This is a genomic window from Hyalangium sp., from assembly GCF_035629615.1.
Lineage (GTDB): Bacteria > Myxococcota > Myxococcia > Myxococcales > Myxococcaceae > Hyalangium.
The window spans coordinates 1-16,548 of the sequence record NZ_DASPHO010000720.1; the positions used below are offsets into that span (position 1 = coordinate 1).

General features: G+C 67.3%; 16 protein-coding genes. 8 read left to right on the forward strand and 8 right to left on the reverse strand.

Annotated features, from left to right (window positions below; genetic code table 11):
* Positions 1-744, forward strand: a 744-nt coding sequence (locus VD972_RS35940) for an AMP-binding protein (protein ID WP_324993331.1), incomplete at its 5' end; no start/stop codon positions are given.
* A gap of 3 nt (positions 745-747) precedes the next feature.
* Here VD972_RS35940 and VD972_RS35945 read toward each other — a convergent pair.
* The 3 genes from VD972_RS35945 to VD972_RS35955 form a co-directional block, all read right to left on the reverse strand.
* On the reverse strand, positions 748-1,704 hold the full coding sequence (locus VD972_RS35945; RefSeq protein WP_324993332.1) for an alpha-ketoacid dehydrogenase subunit beta: 957 nt from the start codon (positions 1,702-1,704) through the stop codon (positions 748-750).
* A 15-nt stretch (positions 1,705-1,719) separates the two neighbouring features.
* Positions 1,720-2,667 (reverse strand): thiamine pyrophosphate-dependent dehydrogenase E1 component subunit alpha, encoded by a 948-nt coding sequence (locus tag VD972_RS35950; RefSeq protein ID WP_324993333.1) that lies wholly within the window; start codon positions 2,665-2,667, stop codon positions 1,720-1,722.
* Between the two features lie 106 nt (positions 2,668-2,773).
* Positions 2,774-4,642, reverse strand: a complete 1,869-nt coding sequence (locus VD972_RS35955; protein ID WP_324993334.1) for a hypothetical protein — start codon at positions 4,640-4,642, stop codon at positions 2,774-2,776.
* Positions 4,643-4,723: 81 nt separating this feature from the next.
* Here VD972_RS35955 and VD972_RS35960 point away from each other — a divergent pair, with 81 nt between their 5' ends.
* From VD972_RS35960 to VD972_RS35975, 4 genes are all read left to right on the forward strand, one after another.
* Positions 4,724-5,017: a hypothetical protein gene (locus tag VD972_RS35960; protein WP_324993335.1), complete on the forward strand. Its 294-nt coding sequence runs from the start codon at positions 4,724-4,726 to the stop codon at positions 5,015-5,017.
* A 233-nt stretch (positions 5,018-5,250) separates the two neighbouring features.
* On the forward strand, positions 5,251-5,709 hold the full coding sequence (locus tag VD972_RS35965; RefSeq protein WP_324993336.1) for a hypothetical protein: 459 nt from the start codon (positions 5,251-5,253) through the stop codon (positions 5,707-5,709).
* Positions 5,710-5,801: 92 nt separating this feature from the next.
* Positions 5,802-6,350 (forward strand): hypothetical protein, encoded by a 549-nt coding sequence (locus tag VD972_RS35970; RefSeq protein ID WP_324993337.1) that lies wholly within the window; start codon positions 5,802-5,804, stop codon positions 6,348-6,350.
* Entirely contained in the window at positions 6,334-7,131 is a 798-nt protein-coding gene (locus tag VD972_RS35975; RefSeq protein ID WP_324993338.1) for a hypothetical protein, read from the forward strand. Before VD972_RS35970 ends, VD972_RS35975 begins: the two co-directional genes overlap by 17 nt.
* Here VD972_RS35975 and VD972_RS35980 read toward each other — a convergent pair.
* The 3 genes from VD972_RS35980 to VD972_RS35990 form a co-directional block, all read right to left on the reverse strand.
* Positions 7,114-8,151 carry a serine hydrolase domain-containing protein gene (locus VD972_RS35980; RefSeq protein WP_324993339.1) on the reverse strand — a complete coding sequence of 346 codons (1,038 nt, stop codon included), beginning with the start codon at positions 8,149-8,151 and terminating at the stop codon, positions 7,114-7,116. The genes VD972_RS35975 and VD972_RS35980 overlap by 18 nt on opposite strands.
* A 120-nt stretch (positions 8,152-8,271) precedes the next feature.
* Complete coding sequence (locus VD972_RS35985; protein WP_324993340.1) at positions 8,272-8,511, reverse strand: hypothetical protein; 240 nt, start codon at positions 8,509-8,511, stop codon at positions 8,272-8,274.
* Positions 8,512-8,544: 33 nt separating this feature from the next.
* Positions 8,545-10,005 (reverse strand): S8 family serine peptidase, encoded by a 1,461-nt coding sequence (locus VD972_RS35990; RefSeq protein ID WP_324993341.1) that lies wholly within the window; start codon positions 10,003-10,005, stop codon positions 8,545-8,547.
* Positions 10,006-10,305: 300 nt separating this feature from the next.
* Between VD972_RS35990 and VD972_RS35995 the strand changes: the two genes are divergently transcribed.
* Both VD972_RS35995 and VD972_RS36000 read left to right on the forward strand, forming a co-directional pair.
* Complete coding sequence (locus tag VD972_RS35995; protein ID WP_324993342.1) at positions 10,306-11,526, forward strand: hypothetical protein; 1,221 nt, start codon at positions 10,306-10,308, stop codon at positions 11,524-11,526.
* Positions 11,527-11,828: 302 nt separating this feature from the next.
* Positions 11,829-13,145 (forward strand): ice-binding family protein, encoded by a 1,317-nt coding sequence (locus VD972_RS36000; RefSeq protein ID WP_324993343.1) that lies wholly within the window; start codon positions 11,829-11,831, stop codon positions 13,143-13,145.
* Here VD972_RS36000 and VD972_RS36005 read toward each other — a convergent pair.
* Positions 13,107-14,120, reverse strand: a complete 1,014-nt coding sequence (locus tag VD972_RS36005; RefSeq protein ID WP_324993344.1) for a hypothetical protein — start codon at positions 14,118-14,120, stop codon at positions 13,107-13,109. The genes VD972_RS36000 and VD972_RS36005 overlap by 39 nt on opposite strands.
* Positions 14,121-14,264: 144 nt before the next feature.
* On the opposite strand from VD972_RS36005, the gene VD972_RS36010 reads away from it, so the two are divergent.
* Positions 14,265-15,659: an endonuclease/exonuclease/phosphatase family protein gene (locus VD972_RS36010; protein ID WP_324993345.1), complete on the forward strand. Its 1,395-nt coding sequence runs from the start codon at positions 14,265-14,267 to the stop codon at positions 15,657-15,659.
* A gap of 190 nt (positions 15,660-15,849) precedes the next feature.
* Here the strand turns inward: VD972_RS36010 and VD972_RS36015 are convergent.
* Positions 15,850-16,548 (reverse strand): hypothetical protein (locus tag VD972_RS36015; protein ID WP_324993346.1); only part of this gene is annotated, 699 nt, incomplete at its 5' end.

Below are 16,548 nucleotides of genomic sequence, written 5' to 3' on the forward strand. Positions count from 1 at the left end.
GGGCAGAAGCTGCCGGCGACGCTCGCGGCGGGGTTCATGGCGCATTGCGGAACTCGCCCCGTGGAGATCTACGGGTTGAGCGAGATGAGCGGCTGTGTCACGGCCTGCCGCGAGGACCTTCACGCCGCTGGACGTCGGCAATTCGGGTGGCGTCCGGGGTATGCGGGTCGCCTTCTCGGGGGGGTCGCCGCCCGGATCGTCGATCCGAAGACGTTCGAGCGCGTCCCGGCGGGCAAGGAGGGCCTCATCTTGCTTCGGGGCGCCCGGATGGCGGGCTATCTCCATCAGCCCGAGAAGACGAGCGACGCGTTCCACGACGGCTGGTACATCACTGGAGACCTGGGGTGGGTCGACGCGCTTGGGTTCTTCCGAGTCACCGATCGCCTGGCTCGCCACTCGGGCATCGAGGGGATGATGGTTTCCCATGTCAAGGCCGAGGAGCTGCTGCAGCAGGCGAGCGGCTCGGCCCAATCGGCGTTCTGCGTCACTTCGGTGCTGTACGAGAACCACCTCGAGCAGCTCGCGGTCGTCCACACGCATGACCCATCCGACATGCCCCGCGTCCTGCAGGTGATGCGAGGGATGGACGTTCCTCCGGGGTACGTTCCTCGCATCGAGAACTGCATCCGCGTGGACGCCATGCCGCGGCTGGGCAACGGCAAGGTGGACGTCCGCTCCGTGATGAGGCTCGCGGCCGAGCAGCTCGGTGGCGACTACCGCACGAGGACCTCCGAGGGAGGGTGAGGTTCAGCCCACCAGCTGCCGGACGGCCTGGACGATCTGCGGGGCTGCAGGCGCGAAGAAGGGCTCGAGCGCGGGGCTCGCCGGCACGGGCGTGTCGGGGCCGGTGAGCCGGAGGATGGGGGCCTTGAGCGCCCCGAAGGCCTTCTCGGCGACGGTCGCCGAGATCTCGGCCCCCACGCCGCAGCTGCGGCTCGCCTCATGGACCACCACGAGTCGGCCCGTCTTGCGCACACTCGCCAGCACCGTCTCCTCGTCGAGCGGCTTGATCGTCCGCAGGTCGATCACCTCCACGGAGAGGCCTTGCTCGGCGAGGGTGGCTGCCGCCTCCAGCGATGTGAGGACCATTCGTCCATAGGTGACGATCGTGGCGCTCTGCCCCTCACGGGCCACGGCGGCCTTCCCCAGCGGGATGAGGTGCTCTCCCTCGGGGACTTCGCCGGGCGTGCGCCCCAGCAGGAAGTCCCGGAAGAAGAGGACAGGGTTCTCGTCGCGAATGGCGGCCTTCAACAGCCCCTTCGCCTCGGCCGAGGAGGAAGGGATCACCACCTTGAGGCCCGGCGCGTGCGCGAACCAGGCTTCGAGGTTGTGGCTGTGCTGGGCTCCGAGCGAGAAGGCAACCCCCGTGCCCGCGATGACGACGAGGGGGAACGAGAACTGCCCGCCGGAGAGATACCGAAGCTTGCCCGCGCTGTTGACGATCTCCTCCATGGCGTAGAGGAGGAAGGGCGCGCACAACATGTCGATGACAGGCCTCAGCCCCATGGCCGAGGCACCCACCGCCGTGCCGGCGATGATGCCCTCGGACAGCGGGGTGTTGCGCACCCGCTTCGGCCCAAAGTTGTCGCGGAGCCGGGCCCAGGCTTGGACCACGCCCTCGCCCATGGTCAACACGCGGGAGTCGCGCTCCATCTCCTCGAAGAGGGCCTCTTCGACAGCCTGATCCATCGTCAGCATGCTCATGGTCGAGCCCCTCTCCTAGGCGTACACATCCGCGAGCAGCTCCTCGGGGCCCGGGAAGGGCGACTCCTGAGCGAACGCGAAGGCCCGGTCCACCTCCGCGTCCACCTCGCGTTGCAGCTGCGCACGCGCCTCGTCGGACACCACGCCGGCCTGCGCCAGCCGCTGAGAGAGCAGGTGGAGGGGATCACGCGCCCACTGCGCGGCCAGCTCCTCCGGGCCCACATAGCTCTGGGGATCAATCGAGTTGTGCCCGCGCAGCCGGTAGGTGACTGACTCCAGCAGGAAGGGGCGGCGCTCCTTGCGCACGTACGCCACGGCCGCCTGGGCGGCCTCGCGGACGGCCTCGAGGTCCATGCCATCCACGGTCTGGCTCTTGATGCCATGGGGCGCCGCGAACTCGGAGATTCTCGCGGCCGCCTGGGCCTCCTTGCGGCTGACGTTCCACTGCCACTGATTGTTCTCGCAGACAAAGAGGATGGGCAGATCCCAGAGGGACGCGAGGTTGAGGGACTCGTGAAACACGCCCTCGCACGAGGCCCCATCGCCGAAGAAGCAGGCCACGATCGCGGAGGAGTCCTGCATGGCCAAGGCCAGCGCCACTCCCGGAGCCATTGACAGCTCGGCGCCCACGACGGTCGAGGTGAGCATGACCCCGAGCTCGCGGATGGAGATGTGGCGGAAGCCGCTCTTACCTTGGCAGTAGCCGGTCCGCTTGCCGTAGATCTCGGCGAGCAACCGCCTCGGATCCGCGCCGCGTGAGAGCAGGTGGCTCATGCTGCGGTGGTTGGTGAGCAGGAGATCGTCCTGGCTCAGGGCATCGATCACCCCGAGGGCCGCGGCCTCCTGGCCTGTGGTCGGGGACGTGACAGGTGCCTTCGACTCGCGAACCAGCGCTCGCAGCCGCTCCTCGATGGTCCGGATGAGGAGCATGCGACGGAGCAGCTCAGGCAGGGAGAGGGACAAGGTTCATCTCACAGGAAGTGCGGGCGCGTAGGGAGACGCAGTGTACCGTGAGGGTTCACGAGCGGTAAAGCAGGCCTCGGTGCAGGTGTTTGCCGGGTGCGGTCGGTCAGACCAGGAATGCCCTCGGGAAGAAGGCCTTGAGGTAATCGCTGAAGCCTGACTGGATGTTGAGCAGTGTGTTGTAGGCGAGGTCGATCTCGAACGCGGTGAGCGTCCCTCGGAGCAGGGCGGCAGGGCACTCGCTCGCGGGTTGATCCTCCTCGAATTTCCCGCGCAGCCATGCCCGCACTTTGAGCACGTCCGCGCGCTTGGGCGCGCCGTAGAGCCCGACCACGTTCTGCGTGTTCAGTCGAAAGAAGAACGGCAGGCCCCCCTTGGACTTCGGCTTCAGCGCAGAGTGGTCGGTCACAGAGAACAGGAAGGCATCGAGCTGCTTGGCCGTGAGCTCCGTGCGCTCGTTGCGCAGCTTCTTGAGGTCGCCCTTGCCCTTCTGGATGCTCGTCTGAATCTGGAGGACTTTGCCCTCCCAGAACTTCTTCCCGTCGCCTTGCTGCTGCACCTTCGTGCGCGCGAGAGCGAGGTCCTGATGCAGCTTCCCGGAGACCACCCCGGTCAAGCCGTTCGCGTCCTGCCACCACTTCTTGGCTTGCAGCACGGGCTCCGCGTCTTTGGGGTGCTTGCCGCCGACGGTGACCGGAAGCATGCGCCCGCCGGTCTCCGACACCGCCTCCTCGAGGTAGATCGTGGGCACGCCGAGGTAGGCCGCCTTCTCCATTTCCCCCGAGCGAAGGCCCACCTGGACGAGCGGAATGCCCTTGCGCGCGAGCAGGCGGAACAGGTGCCAGAGCAGGAAGAGCTGCCGGACGCGCCGTTCAGGGCCGCCGAACCAACCCATGCCATGGCGGGTCCAGAAATTGATCAGGTTGTGCTCGCTCTGGCCGATGAAGACCTCGCCCTTGGCTTCGTCGGAGGCGGCGAGGTATTCGTCGAAGAGCACCTCGTCCCCGATGGGTACGACGGCATAGTTCATCATGCCCGCGAGGTACTGGAGGGTCTCGAAGAGCTGCGGGGTCATGAGGTGCTGCGGGTTGCGCTTCTTCGACAGGGACCAGAAGAGGTCGTCGATCTGGAGCCCCGCCTCGCGGCGCTTCTTGAGCAACATGCGCTCGCCCTTGCCGAGCCCCTTCTTCAGCTCCTCCAACTCCGTCCCGCTCAGGCTCCGGACCCACAGCAGCATCACGCCTTTCGGCCGCTGTTTGCCGAGCTTCTCCACCAGCTCGGTGGCGACGCGCTGCGCCAGATTGTCAGTGTCGATTCGATCCGCGCTCGTGGCCACCGCGATCCACGCCTTGCGAAAGACCTTCTTGAGGTCGAGATTGATCTGCTCGGCGACGATGCGCGTGCTGGCGCCCACCTCGGCGACATGGGCGCGCCGCTTGGGATCGAGATAGGGCAGGTGAGCCGCGCGGTGGCTCTGCTGGAGGATCTTCTGATCCGCCAGCCGACTGAGGTTCTTGTCCCGATCGAAGAGGCCCGGGTTGACCATCAACTGGTAGAGCTGGTTCGGATCCCAGGCGCGAACGAGCTTTCCCTCCGCGAGCTTCGTGCCCACAGCGAACCCGTAGACGGTGGCGATCCGCCTGAGCGTGGCGAGCGCCTGCTCGTCCATGTCGGCATCGAGGTTCTCCGTGCACAACACGAGCACGCCGAGGCGCTCCTTCTCGATGCCGAGCCCCGCGTAATAAGCCAGCTTCTCCAGGCAGCCCTTGTCCTCGGGCGACGTGAGAAAGAGCAACTCGCAGTTGGGCTCGATGAGCAGCGCCATGCCCACGCCATACGTGTCGCCCGACTGATGGGAGTTCTGGGCGATGATCCTCCGCTGCGGCGCCATCCAGATCTTGCACGTGCTGCACGAGAAGCGGTGGTCCTTCCACACCCTGCTCGACTGACACTGGACGCATTTGAAGATCGGCATCGGTCCATTCTAAACCAGAGACGGGGTTCAAGGCTGCCCCGCCCTGCGGGTTGGGCGGGACTCGTGAAGAGCTGGTGCCGGGTGAGTCGGATCGCAGCCATCCAGTTCGAGCCGGGCGTGGTCCTCTACGAGGACACGGACTTCAAGGGCGAAGCGGTCACTCCGGAGGAGGTCCGGCTTCCGGGCGGACTGAAGTTGGGCTCGCTCAACATGGAGCAGTTCGAGAAGGACTTCAACCAGCTGGCCAAGGCCATCTCCTCGGCGGATGCCAAGCTCGTCACCGCCTCACCGCGCCTGCTGAAGGCGCTGTCGCGCGATCCCGAGGTGGCCATGCTCAGCGCTGCCACCGCGCGAAACCCTCGCTCGCTCTGGTGACACCGCCCTCAGAAGGCACACGCCTGCGCAGGCCGCCCTCCCCTCAGGGGCACGGCAGGGGGCTTGGGCCTGTGCGACCAGCCCCCCCGAGGGGGGGACTCACCCGGGGCACTCCGATGCCCGGCGGACGGCCACAGGGAAGAGGGCCCGCCCAACTGGTTGTACGCGCTTGAACGCTCACTTCCCCCAGCACACCTTCCAATGAACTGGATCAGTCGCGCTGGGAGGAAGCCATGGGAGGCATCAAGCTGTCGAAGACCGAAATCGCGGCTCTGGACCTGCTGATAGAACTGAAGAGGGAAGAAGACGAGGCAGCGGCGGTAGCAACTGAAGAAGAAGAAGGCGGGGACGAGTCGGTCGAGGCCCAGGTCTTTCCGGCGGTCGTCGCGGTAGGGGGTGTGCTCGCACGCGCGACGCCGGCCGCCGCGAGAGTCACGGCGAGAGCCACGCCCAGGGCGAAGAAAGCCGCCAAGGCGGTGGGACGCGGGGCGAAGAAAGCCACCAAGGGGCTGGGAAAGGCCGCCCGGGACGTCGGCGTGGGCGCCGCCGGGGGAGTCGGTGCCTACCAGGCCAACAAGCGTCTGGGAGGAAGGAGTCTCTCGGAGGAGGCTCCTCAGGTGGAGGAGGAACTCGCGGAGGGGCTCTCGCTCGAGGAGCTGCTGGAGATACGCCAGCAGGTAGAGGAGGAGTGAGTGGCAACGTCATGACCTGACGGAGGGGGCGGTGAGCTACCTGGGCTCTCGCGCCCCCTCTCGTGGTCGCCCAGTACGGAGCGGAGAGCGTCATGAACGCAATCATTGCGGTGGTGCTTGCGGCCTGGTTCGTGGTCTCGATCCTGAGCCAGTTCTCCTTCAAGTGGTTTGAGCGGGTGCGCCATCGGGACGTGTTTGGCCTGTTGCCGCTGTGGACCTTCTTCGCGCCCAACCCGGGGCAGAGCGACTATCACCTCGTGTGCCGGGACAAGCTCGCGGATGGCCGCTTGTCGCAATGGCGCGAGGTCGAGCTCAACGAGCCTCGCAAGTGGTACTCGCTCCTGTGGAACCCCGAGAAGCGGGGCAAGAAGGTCCTGGTGGACGCCGTGCAGGTGCTGGCGGAGCTGGTGACGACGTCAGGAGCTCAAAAGAGCGCCCTCATGCTGAGCACGCCCTATCTGCTGGCCCTGAACGTGGTCAGCCACCTGGAGCGTGAACAGGGCGCGACGCACCGCCAGTTCGCCATCGTGGAGACGTTCGGCTTCACGCCGTCCTCCGAGATGGAGGTCCTCCTGGTGTCTGGCTTCCACGCATTGCCGAGAGAGGGGGTGGGGAATGCACTCCATGCTTCAAGTCTATGAGCTCGTGCTGCTCGTCTCCGCGGTGGGGTTGACCATCAGCACGCTCGAGTTCTGGGCCATCGTCCCGACCTTCTCCCCCGCCGGGGTGCACTCCGGCACCATCACGAGGCTGCGCTTCCGCGCGCCGCGGAGCTCCCGGCTCGATTCGCTCATGGACAGGCTCTTCAGCGAGCAGGCCGTGAGGGCCCTCCTCATCCTTCGGCTCATGGCCCTGGGCCTGGCGCTCTTGGCGCCCCTCGGAAGCGCGCTCTTCTCGGCCGCGATGACGCTGCTCGTCCTGAACATCCTGGCCTTCAACGTGCGGCGCCTGCTGGGAGACGATGGCTCGGACCAGATGACCGCCATCGTCTTGATCACCGTCTGGCTGTGCGTCGGTCCGCACTCCACGGCGTTCATCCAGCTGATCGGGCTGTGGTTCATCGCCCTCCAGGCCTGCCTGTCCTATGCCAGCGCGGGCATCGCCAAGCTCATCTCTCCGGAGTGGCGCAGTGGCAGGGCCATCTTTGGAATCTTCAACACGACCACGTACGGCCACGAGTGGGCCGCGAAGTTCCTCCGGGAGCGCCCTGGGCTCCAGAAGTTCCTGGCGTGGCAGGTCATCGTGGTGGAGAGCCTGTTTCCCCTCTGCCTGGTTCTTCCAGAGCCCTGGGGCTGGGCCTTCCTGGGTTGGGGCGCGCTCTTCCACCTGCAGTGCGCAGCCATCATGGGGCTGAACTCGTTCTTCTGGGCCTTCACCGCGACCTACCCGGCGATCGTGTATGTGTCAGCGACCGTGGGATAGGAACTCCCGCGCCAGCCGCACGCCGAGGTCCGTGGCCAGATCGGGAGCCCTGCCTTGGTCCTGCCGGGAGGAGAGGCCCTGGTTGGCCAGCACCACCACGCCGAGCCGCTCCTCCGCGAGCAGGCCGATGAAGCTGTTGAAGCCTCCCGTCGCGCCGTTGTGCCAGAGGAGCTGACGGCCTGTTCGCTTCGAGATGTTCCAGCCCAGGCCCACGGACTGGTTCCTGTCCAGACGGTGCTGGGGGTCCTGGCACAGCCGGAGCGCTCGTGACAGCGGGTCGCGTGTCCGGGCGAGGTTGGCGGCGAGGAACTTGAGCAGATCGTTCACCGTGGAGCGGAACGCCCCCGCGCCGGCGAGCGTGGGGATGTCCCAGGCGGGAACCGGCCTGCCTCGCGCGCAATGCCCCTGGACCCAGCGGCGCTTCTGGCCAGGCGTGAGCGTCACGCGAGTGTCCCTCATTCCCAGCGGGAGGCAGAGCTGCGTCACCACCGCGTCCTCGTAGCTCACCCTCAGCCTGTCCGCGAGGTGGTTGCCCAACACGCCCATTCCGAGATTGCTGTAGGCGTACTGGCCCGGGCGCCATCGCCGCAGCTTGAAGCGCTCGACGAATTCGTTCAGGTCGGAGCTGCGATAGCGGGCGTACGGGTTGGCGGCCGACCTGCGCGTGATGCGCAGGTTCGACGGCAGCCGGGGGAGCCCCGAGGTGTGCGTGGCCAGCTGAAGCAGCGAGATGGGCTGCTTCAGGCTCATCGCGGACAGCATGGGGACAGGGGCCTCCAGCCGCTCCCTTCCCTGGACGACTCCGTGGGCCAGGAGCGCCGAGGTGAAGAGCTTGGTGATGGAGCCGATCTCGTAGACCCACTCTCCTGGAGGAGTTGCCTGGGGGGTGGCGGGCTGGCCGTGGGCCAGGACATGGGACCGCCCTCGGTGGAGCAGACCGATGACCAGGGAGAGGTGCCGTGATGCTGGCAAGGGGTTGACGAGCGCATTGGCGAGGGCGCGCGCGAGCGAGGCCCTCATGTGCCGCGTCCTGGGCTGCAGGGGGGCGTCATGAGCGCTGCATCTTACGCCTCCTGGGACCGCCATATTCCCCTCCGGTCCAGAGCCCCAGCGAGGAAGGGGGGAAGGGCTCCCCCCGCCTCACTGCACGCTGGAGTCCGGGGGCTCGAGCTGGAACGAGCGCTGGACTTCCAGGGTCGCTCCCCTGACGGCCTTGAGGGCGGGGAGCCGGTCTGGCGCGGCGCTCCCCAGCACCACGCCGGACTCCTCCAGCACCTGCTCGACCTCGAGGCCAGCCGCCCGGAGCCGGGCGACCACATCCTCGAAGCCATCCGGCGGTGACGCCTCAATGAGAACGGAGACCGCAGTTTTCGTTGGCATGCTCGTGCTCCTTTTCTGCAAGGGCGGCTCCACTCACGGCGCCCGGACGAGTCCCAGACCGACGTCGCGGGCGCTGAGCGGCAGGCGCCGCGCCGAGCGAGCAATCGCCTGCCACAGCGCCTGGCCCTTCTTGTTCGTCGCCTGGGCGAAGAGCGCGGCGATGCCCGCGACGTGCGGCGTGGCCATGCTTGTCCCCGCGAGCCGCCGGTAGAAGGGCGGCCGGGGTACCGACGAGAACACGTCGACGCCGGGCGCGGCGATGTTGACCTCGCCCCCGTTCGGGTTGAGGCCCCCATTCGAGAACCAGGCCAGGTTCAACGTCGGGTCGAGCGCCGCGACGGCCACGATGGACGGGCAGTTCGCCGGGTGCGCGACGGGGGTGATGAGCGTGGGACGCTTGCTCTCGTTGCCCGCCGCGGCGATGAGCAACGTGCCTCGCATCAGCGCGCGCCGGGCCACCCCTTCGTAGACCTGACTGAAGGTCTGTCCGGGCCGGGTCAAGGCCCCCAGGGACATGGAGATGATCTGGGCCCCCTGCGCGACGGCCCAGTTGATGCCCGCGAGGATGCCACTGTCGGTGCCACTGCCGTCATCGCCCAGCACCTTCCCGACGAGGATGTCGGCCTCGTACGCAATGCCATAGCGGGGAACCTTCGCCGGCGCTCGGAGCCCGCAGGCAGTGCCAACGCAGTGCGTGCCGTGGCCCTGTCCGTCCGCGACCCGCTGGCCCTGGATGAAGCAGGCCGTGAGCATGTCCCGGTCGCTGAAATCGCGATGGGGGCCGAAGCCCGTGTCCAGCACGGCCACCTTGACGCCCCGTCCTGTGTACTGCGAGTCGGTGACTCCCGTCGCATGAAGGCCCCACGTCGCCTCCCCATCGCTCCAGGACTGCACCGCCGGAGCCAGCTGCGCCTTCTCCGCGCCCCCCCCCTCTCCCAGCAGCCGATCCACAAGATGGACGATGGAGTCCCGGTAGCCCCGAAGATAGGCAGCGGTGGACTCCTGGAGTGCCGTCGCTTCGAGAGGCAATCCCGCTGGCAGCCCGCCATCCAGGGGGGACTTGCCAGGCGGCTGCTCCTGGACAGGCTCGCCGAGCAACAGGGACGCCTCCGAGCGGAATGGAGCGCCCAGGAGCGAGCCGAAGCCGTCAGCGCCAGGCCCGGCGATGGCGAGCGTACGGACGATCCGCTCCGGCTCGACCGCCAGGAAGGGCGTCCCCCCCTTTTCCTCCACCATGCCCAGGTAATCGAGCTGATCGGCGTCCATCTGCACGACGGCGGTCCCAATGTCCGAGAAGAAGACGTTGTGAGTGCTGAGATCCGCCAGCTCGTCGGGCTGGTCTCCCCTCACGACGTCCGCCCTGATGCCCATAACCTTGCCGAGCGAGCGCGTTCCCTGCTCCGCCGCCTCTTCCGGCAGGAGGATGACGTAGCGCCCCGTGTACTCCGTGTCGTCGGGCTCCGGCTGACTGCCACCGTTCCGCTTGCCAGACATGGTTCCCTCGTGCTCATCAGCTTTGACTGAGGTTGTCACTGCCGGTGCGGAAGCCCAGACACCAGCACCGCGGCGGCGGTCATACGCCCGTGATCCCTTCAGGCAAGCGAGCGTCACATGAGAGAGGATTGCCCTCATGGCGGAGGCGGGGGGCGCGCCTCCGCGCATAGGGCGACTGGGAGGCCGGTTGGGAAAGGCCGTGCAGCCCCCTTTGGGGCACACGCCTGCCCAGGCTGCTCTCCCAGGAGGGGACGGCAGAGGGGTTGGGCCTCTGGAGAGCTGCTGGTTAGAATCGTTGGGGTGCTCGTCCGTGCCGTGCTTCTCGTCGCGCTCTTCGCCTCGGCGCCCGCCGCCGCGGATGGCGTGCGCTACGTCGAGGCAGCGCAGGTGCGAGTGCGTGCCGAACCATCGCAGCAGGCCGAGATCCTAGGCGTGTTGCGTATCGGCGCCGAGTTGCGCGTGGGCGATGCGCGTGAAGGCATGGTCCGCTTGAGCTCTCCTGCGGGAGTCGAGGGGTGGGGGCAGGCATCCCTGCTCACTCGGAAGCGCCCCTCCCTCTCGTCACTCCTCTCTCTCGCGGACGCAGCGAAGACCCCAAGCGTACGCCGCCGCTGGCTCGAGCGCGCAACCGCCTACGCGCCCACCGACACAAAGGTCATCGCGCGCCTGATCGACGTGCTCGAAGAGTTGGGCGATGAGGAGGCCGCCCACATGGCGAAGAAAGGGCTCATCGCCGCCGAGCGCCGCGCTCTCTCGTGGGATGGCCCACTGTACCCGATCGATGGAAACCTGGCGCTCCTGCCACGTGAGTGCCACGCGGGCATCACACGCCGCGTGCGTGATCCTTCACTGCCGGAGCCCCCGCCGGGAACGCTGCGGGCGCGCGCCTTCCCGCTCGTGAGCTCGGGCAAGGTCGTGTCGGTGACCGAGACGGGGTACCAAACGCAGTTGCTCGACCAACCCGTGTGCGCCAGGAGCACGTGCGGGGGGACGCAGGCGGCCTTCGCGCTCCCCCGGCGCGCGCGTACGGGAGCGCTCGTTCCAAGCTGGCTGGTGGCGGGACACACCGTCGTTCCGCTCGCGGAAGAGCGCGCGCCGTTCGAGCTTGGCTGCAAAGGCTCGCGCGTCTTCGTCGCCACGCCCTACGCCGTCGAGCGCTGCGGCGCGCGACGGTTCCGCTTGCACCGGCGGACGCTCGAGGGCTGGAGCCCCTTCAGGTGGCAGGAGGCCCCGCGCGACGGCGCCGTCCCCGTCGCGCACTTCAGCGAAGACGAGCGGCGCGTCGTCGTGCTCTTCCGCGCCAAGGGGGCGCGCGCCTGCTGTCCCCGAGAGATCGAAGTCTTCCTCTGGAGAGCCACCTGGCCCGAGGAGCTCGGCGCGCCCACGCTCGAGACCGGGCGGGTGTACTCGGGCGGATTCAAGGCGGAGTGTAGGCAGGAGCGTCACCAGCCCCTCGCTGGAGAGCCGCGCTGCGAGCGCCTGCCCGAGGGCTGCGAGCTCGGCGACCCACAGCTCGAGTAGCCCGGCTCTGGCCCCGCCCCGCTTGAGGACGATCCTGCCCTGCGGTGAGCACCACGGCCGTTTGACATTGCTTCAGCGACTCTTATGTTAGCAGCGCGCCGAAGACATACCGTCCGTTCCCAGGTGTGGATGCCCTTCGGCTCTCCCCTCAATTCCAGACAGCTCCCCGGAGTACCTTCATGGTTACTCAGCACAGCACCCTTTTGCGTATTGCCCTGGTTCTTCCCTTCGCCGCTCTCCTCGTCGTCGCCCCCTTGGCCGCGTGTGGGGGGTCGGAAACGGACAACGGCGAGGCGCCCACGGTGAGCTCGACAACCCCCGCGGATGGAGCCGGGGACGTCCCCCTCAATGCGAAGGTCTCCGCCGTATTCAGCGAAGCGATGGAGCTGGGCTCGCTCACCACCGCTACCTTTCTGGTGAAGCAGGGGAGCACTCCGGTCTCAGGCTCCGTCGCCGCGGGTGCTGACGGTATGACGGTGATCTTCACTCCCGCGAGCAACCTGGCGGCGAGCACGGTCTTCACGGGGACACTCACCACCCAGGCCAAGGCCTCGGCAGGCAAGGGCCTGGGAACGGATCACACCTGGAGCTTCACCACGGGGACGACTGCGGACAAGACCCCGCCCAGGGTCAGCGCGACAAACCCTTCCAGCAACGGCACCGGTGTGCCCATCAACGCGAAGATCACCGCAACTTTCAGCAAGGCCATGGACCCCCTCTCGCTCAAGTCGGCCACGTTCACCGTGAAGCAGGGAGCCACACCCGTCTCAGGCACCGTGTCCTACGGGAGCACGGGCACCACCGTGATCTTCACTCCCACGAACAGCCTGGCCGGCAACACGACCTTCACGGCCGCGCTCACCACCGACGTCATGGACCTGGCAGGCAACGCTCTGGCCAGTGCGTTCTCCTGGAGCTTCACGACCGGGACGAACGTGGCGAAGGGACCTGCGGCCGTGAGCCTTGGGACGGCCGGCGATTATGTGGTTCTCGCCAAGACGGCCATCTCCAGCGTTCCGTCCTCCACCGTGACGGGAGACATGGGCATCAGCCCGGCCGCCGCCAGCTACCTCACCGGCTTCTCGCTGGTCGCCGATGCGACGAATGTCTTCGCCACCTCGTCCCAGCTGATCGGCAAGGCCTACGCAGCCAACTATGCGGTGCCGGCTCCTGCCAACCTGACCACGGCCATCAGCAACATGGAGAGTGCGTACAGCGATGCCGCCGGACGCCCCACGCCTGACTTCACGGAGCTCAGCACCGGAAACATCGGTGGACTGACCCTCGTCCCGGGACTCTACAAATGGACTAGCACCGTGACGATACCGTCGGATGTCGTCATCTCGGGCGGCGAGAACGATGTCTGGATCTTCCAGACCTCGGGAGATCTCACGATGAGCGCGGGGAAGAATGTCACCCTGAGCGGTGGCGCGCGGGCCAAGAACATCTTCTGGCAAGTCGCCGGCAAGACGACCTTTGGAGCAAGCTCCCACTTCGAGGGAATCGTGCTGTCCAAGACGGAGATCACGCTTCAGACCGGCGCAACGATGAATGGCCGGGCGCTGGCGCAGACCCAGGTGTCACTCCAGCAAGCGGCCATCACACAGCCCGCCCCATAGGCCTGGCCCTGGTGGGCTCAGGCGCTGGTTTCCCCTCGCTCCCGCATCTCCGGCGCGAGGGACCTTGGGTTTGCCGCGATTCACGCGGCCAGCCCGGGGATGGCAATACAGGTTGCGGGGCGGGCCTCCCTGCCTACCACTGCAAGTGGTAGTTCCAACTCCCTCCCGTGTGATGTGCTCCACCGCCGGGAGCAGGGCAGACGCCGGTGTTCCACCGTGGACCAGTCCCTGGCAGCGGTTGCACCGGCGCCAACCTTCCTGAGCACGGAAGTCCTTGGCGTCCGCGCTGCCCTGAGGCGCCTCCGCGGCCCAGAGCAGGTAGCTCGGCGAGCGGGCCCGGTCGTGCGATCCCCCCGCTGGACAGTGGCCCGAGAGCGGCTGCGTCCCGTATGCCAGCCCCTGGCACTTGTGACACCATCCCCAGCCCGCCTGCGTGGCGTAGCGTGACTGGTCGACGAAGAGGATGAAGCGAGCGCCCTTGTCCACTCCGTGCGGCTTCTTATCGGTCGGGCACACCCCTCGCGACTGGTTCGCCGCAAAGGTCAGGTTGGAGCAACGCTCACACCCGCGCCAGCCGGCCTGCGTGTAGTGCTTCGCTTCGGCGGTGATGGTCGCCCGGATCTGGAGATCCTCGAGCTGCTCCCGAAGCTGCGCCAGCTCACTGCGCAGCCTGAAGAGCTCGTCTCCGAGGTTGACCGTCTCGGTGCCAGTGAGGATCGGTGTCAGCGACCTGACCGGAACGGACAGCCCCTCGGGCATGCTCACCTTTCCGTTGATCTGCACACCACCCGTATAGTCGCGGCTCCAGTTGACGGTCAGCACATCCCCTGGGCCGTGGACGAGCGCACGGCGTTGCTCTCCTCCCGCCCCACCGCGTCGCTCTGGCAGATCGAGGAGGAGATCAGCCCCCTGCACCTTCAGCGAGAACGCTTCGATGGTCACCATCGTCTCGTCCAGCTTGATGTCACTTGCCATGGCAGTCTCCTCTCCGCGCCCAGGGAGCCGGGACGGCGAGCGTAAACCCATACCCGAGGGCCATGACAACGCCCTCCCACGTGAGGACGGACGGACCCTACTCAGGCTCTCCTCCAAATGGGGACGTGTCTTCCCATACGCTTCATGTCGATGATGTCACTCCAGACGATCCTGCATCAGCTCGGCCATCGCTCGGGAGCGCGCTCGCTCCGTGAGGCCTTGAAGCTCGGCCGCGGCTGCATCACGGTGAAGGAGCGGGCCCTGCCGCTCAAGGTCATGACCTACAACATGGCCTTGATGACCCCTGGGCACCTCTACGTGGGGCCGAGCAGCTTTCGAGCTCAAGCCATCGACGAGCTGTGCAAGCGAGTCTCGGCGCTGCAACCGGACGTGGTCGGCCTCTGCGAGGTGTACGTCGACTCCGAGCGGGCCCAGATCCGCGGGCGCCTCAAGTCGCTCCTGCCCTTCTTCGTGGAGGGGCCCGACGAAGCCGACCTGGAGTCGGACGGCGGGCTGCTGCTGCTGAGCAAGCATCCGATGAAGGAGGTGCGCAGCAGCATCTACCGGCAGACCGCATCCCCGGACAACCTCTCCAATAAGGGCGTCCTCTTCGCCCGCATCGCGCCCGCGGGATTTCCCTCATCCCTGGACATCTTCTACACCCATGCGCAGGCCATCTACCGGGGAGGGGACGGCCAGAAGGAGCTCATGAGCCAGCTGCTTCACCTCGGGCTCATGATCCGGGCCCACGCGGACCCGGAGACTCCCTCGTTGCTGATGGGTGACCTGAACTTCCCAGGAGAGGATCCCGAGCTGTACGCAAAGGCCCTCGGGCTGCTGGGCCAGCCCATCGATCTCTGGCTTGCGCAGCGCCCCGTTCCTTCGGAGGGGGCTACGAACGTGCGCGACAACAACTTCTACGCGGATCCCAACGAAGAGGGTCGCCCCAGGGCGGGGGAGGACCACCGCCTCGACTACATCCTTCTCCACCCGGGGCTCCGGCACGTGCCCCAGCTCGGCTCCATGGAGATCCTGAAGTGGAGCCGAGAGGGGCGTCAGATCTCCGACCACTTCGGGGTGCTGGCCCGGTTCTCGCGAGAGCTCCACGCCGACCTCGAGCTCGAGGGCACCATCGCTGGTATCGATGCCACCATCACCGCTGTGCGCTGCATCGAGGAGAGCGACGAGCTGGGCGATGACACGGTCTCCTTCCGGCTCACCGTCTCGACGCCCGCCGGAGCTTCCGCTGAGTCAGCGGCCCCGAAGCGGGTGGGGGTCGCCACCGGGGAGGGCTGGACTGTCACGAACGCCACGGCCGCCCGTCTCGCGGGTGACCCTGGGGCCCAGCTGCTCCTGCGGATCACCGGAAAAGAGCACGACGGCGGCCTCAACGGGGACGACAGTCTGGGCCAACGGACGCTGGTCATTCCCCGCCATCAGCTTCTGCTTCACCAAGGCGCGAGTCTCGAGCGGGTCATGCCATTCCTGACCGGGGATGGCGGTGAGTATGCGGTGACAGTCCGGCTCACAGTCAGGTGAGCCCCCTCCACGAGAGCGCCTCGGATCGCTGGGCCGGGCATTCGCTCGCGCTTGCGGGTCGAGTCCGTCACGGGTGGGTTCGTGGCGGCCTGGCCCTGGGATGGCTTCCCGGCGGCGGATGGCACGAACCTGTATGACAGCCGGACAGGTTGCGGTAGTGCCGGTGCCCAGTCTCAGTCTCTGGTCTGGGCTACGGCTGCAGCGGGATGACAGCCTCGCTGCTGCGCGTCCCGTCGGTGGCGATCACCTTCACCCGGTGATCCTTCGCCTGGGGGTCGATCGTCACATCAAACGTGGCCGCCTCCAGCTCGAAGGCCTGGGTCTCGAAGTGCGTGCCTCCGTCCGAGGAGTAGAGGATCGAGTACAGCAGCTTGCGCTCCTGCTCGCCCTGCGCCTTCCACGTGACGCGGACCCGCCCGTTCTCGAGCTTCGCGCGCTCCCCCTGGGCGGGCGTGAGGATCTGCAGTGCGGGGGGGGTCGCGCTCATCTGCTTGCGGTCCAGCACGCCGCCAGGCCCCACCAGCTCCACCACCGCCGGTTCCGGCAGCGCGGGCACCCGGAACACCATCGAGACGATCGAGCGCGGCGTCTTCGTCTCGATGTCGTTCCAGCGCGGCGACAGCGGGTAGCGGCCCAGCTCGGCGCCCTTCGCATCCCGCAGGATGAGGGCATACGCGCCGCCCTTGCCCGCCGCCATGTCCGAGTATCCCATCAGCTCATACATGGGCCGCAGCTCCCCCTTCACCTTGCCCCCCTCCTTCGTCAGGAAGGCGCGCACCAGCAGCACCGGGGGATCCGGCGGCGCGGCCGCAAGCTGCTGCAGCAGGTGAGAGTAGGTGCACTGAGTGATCCAGAGCCTGTGGAGGGAGACGGAGGGGCCCATCAGCGG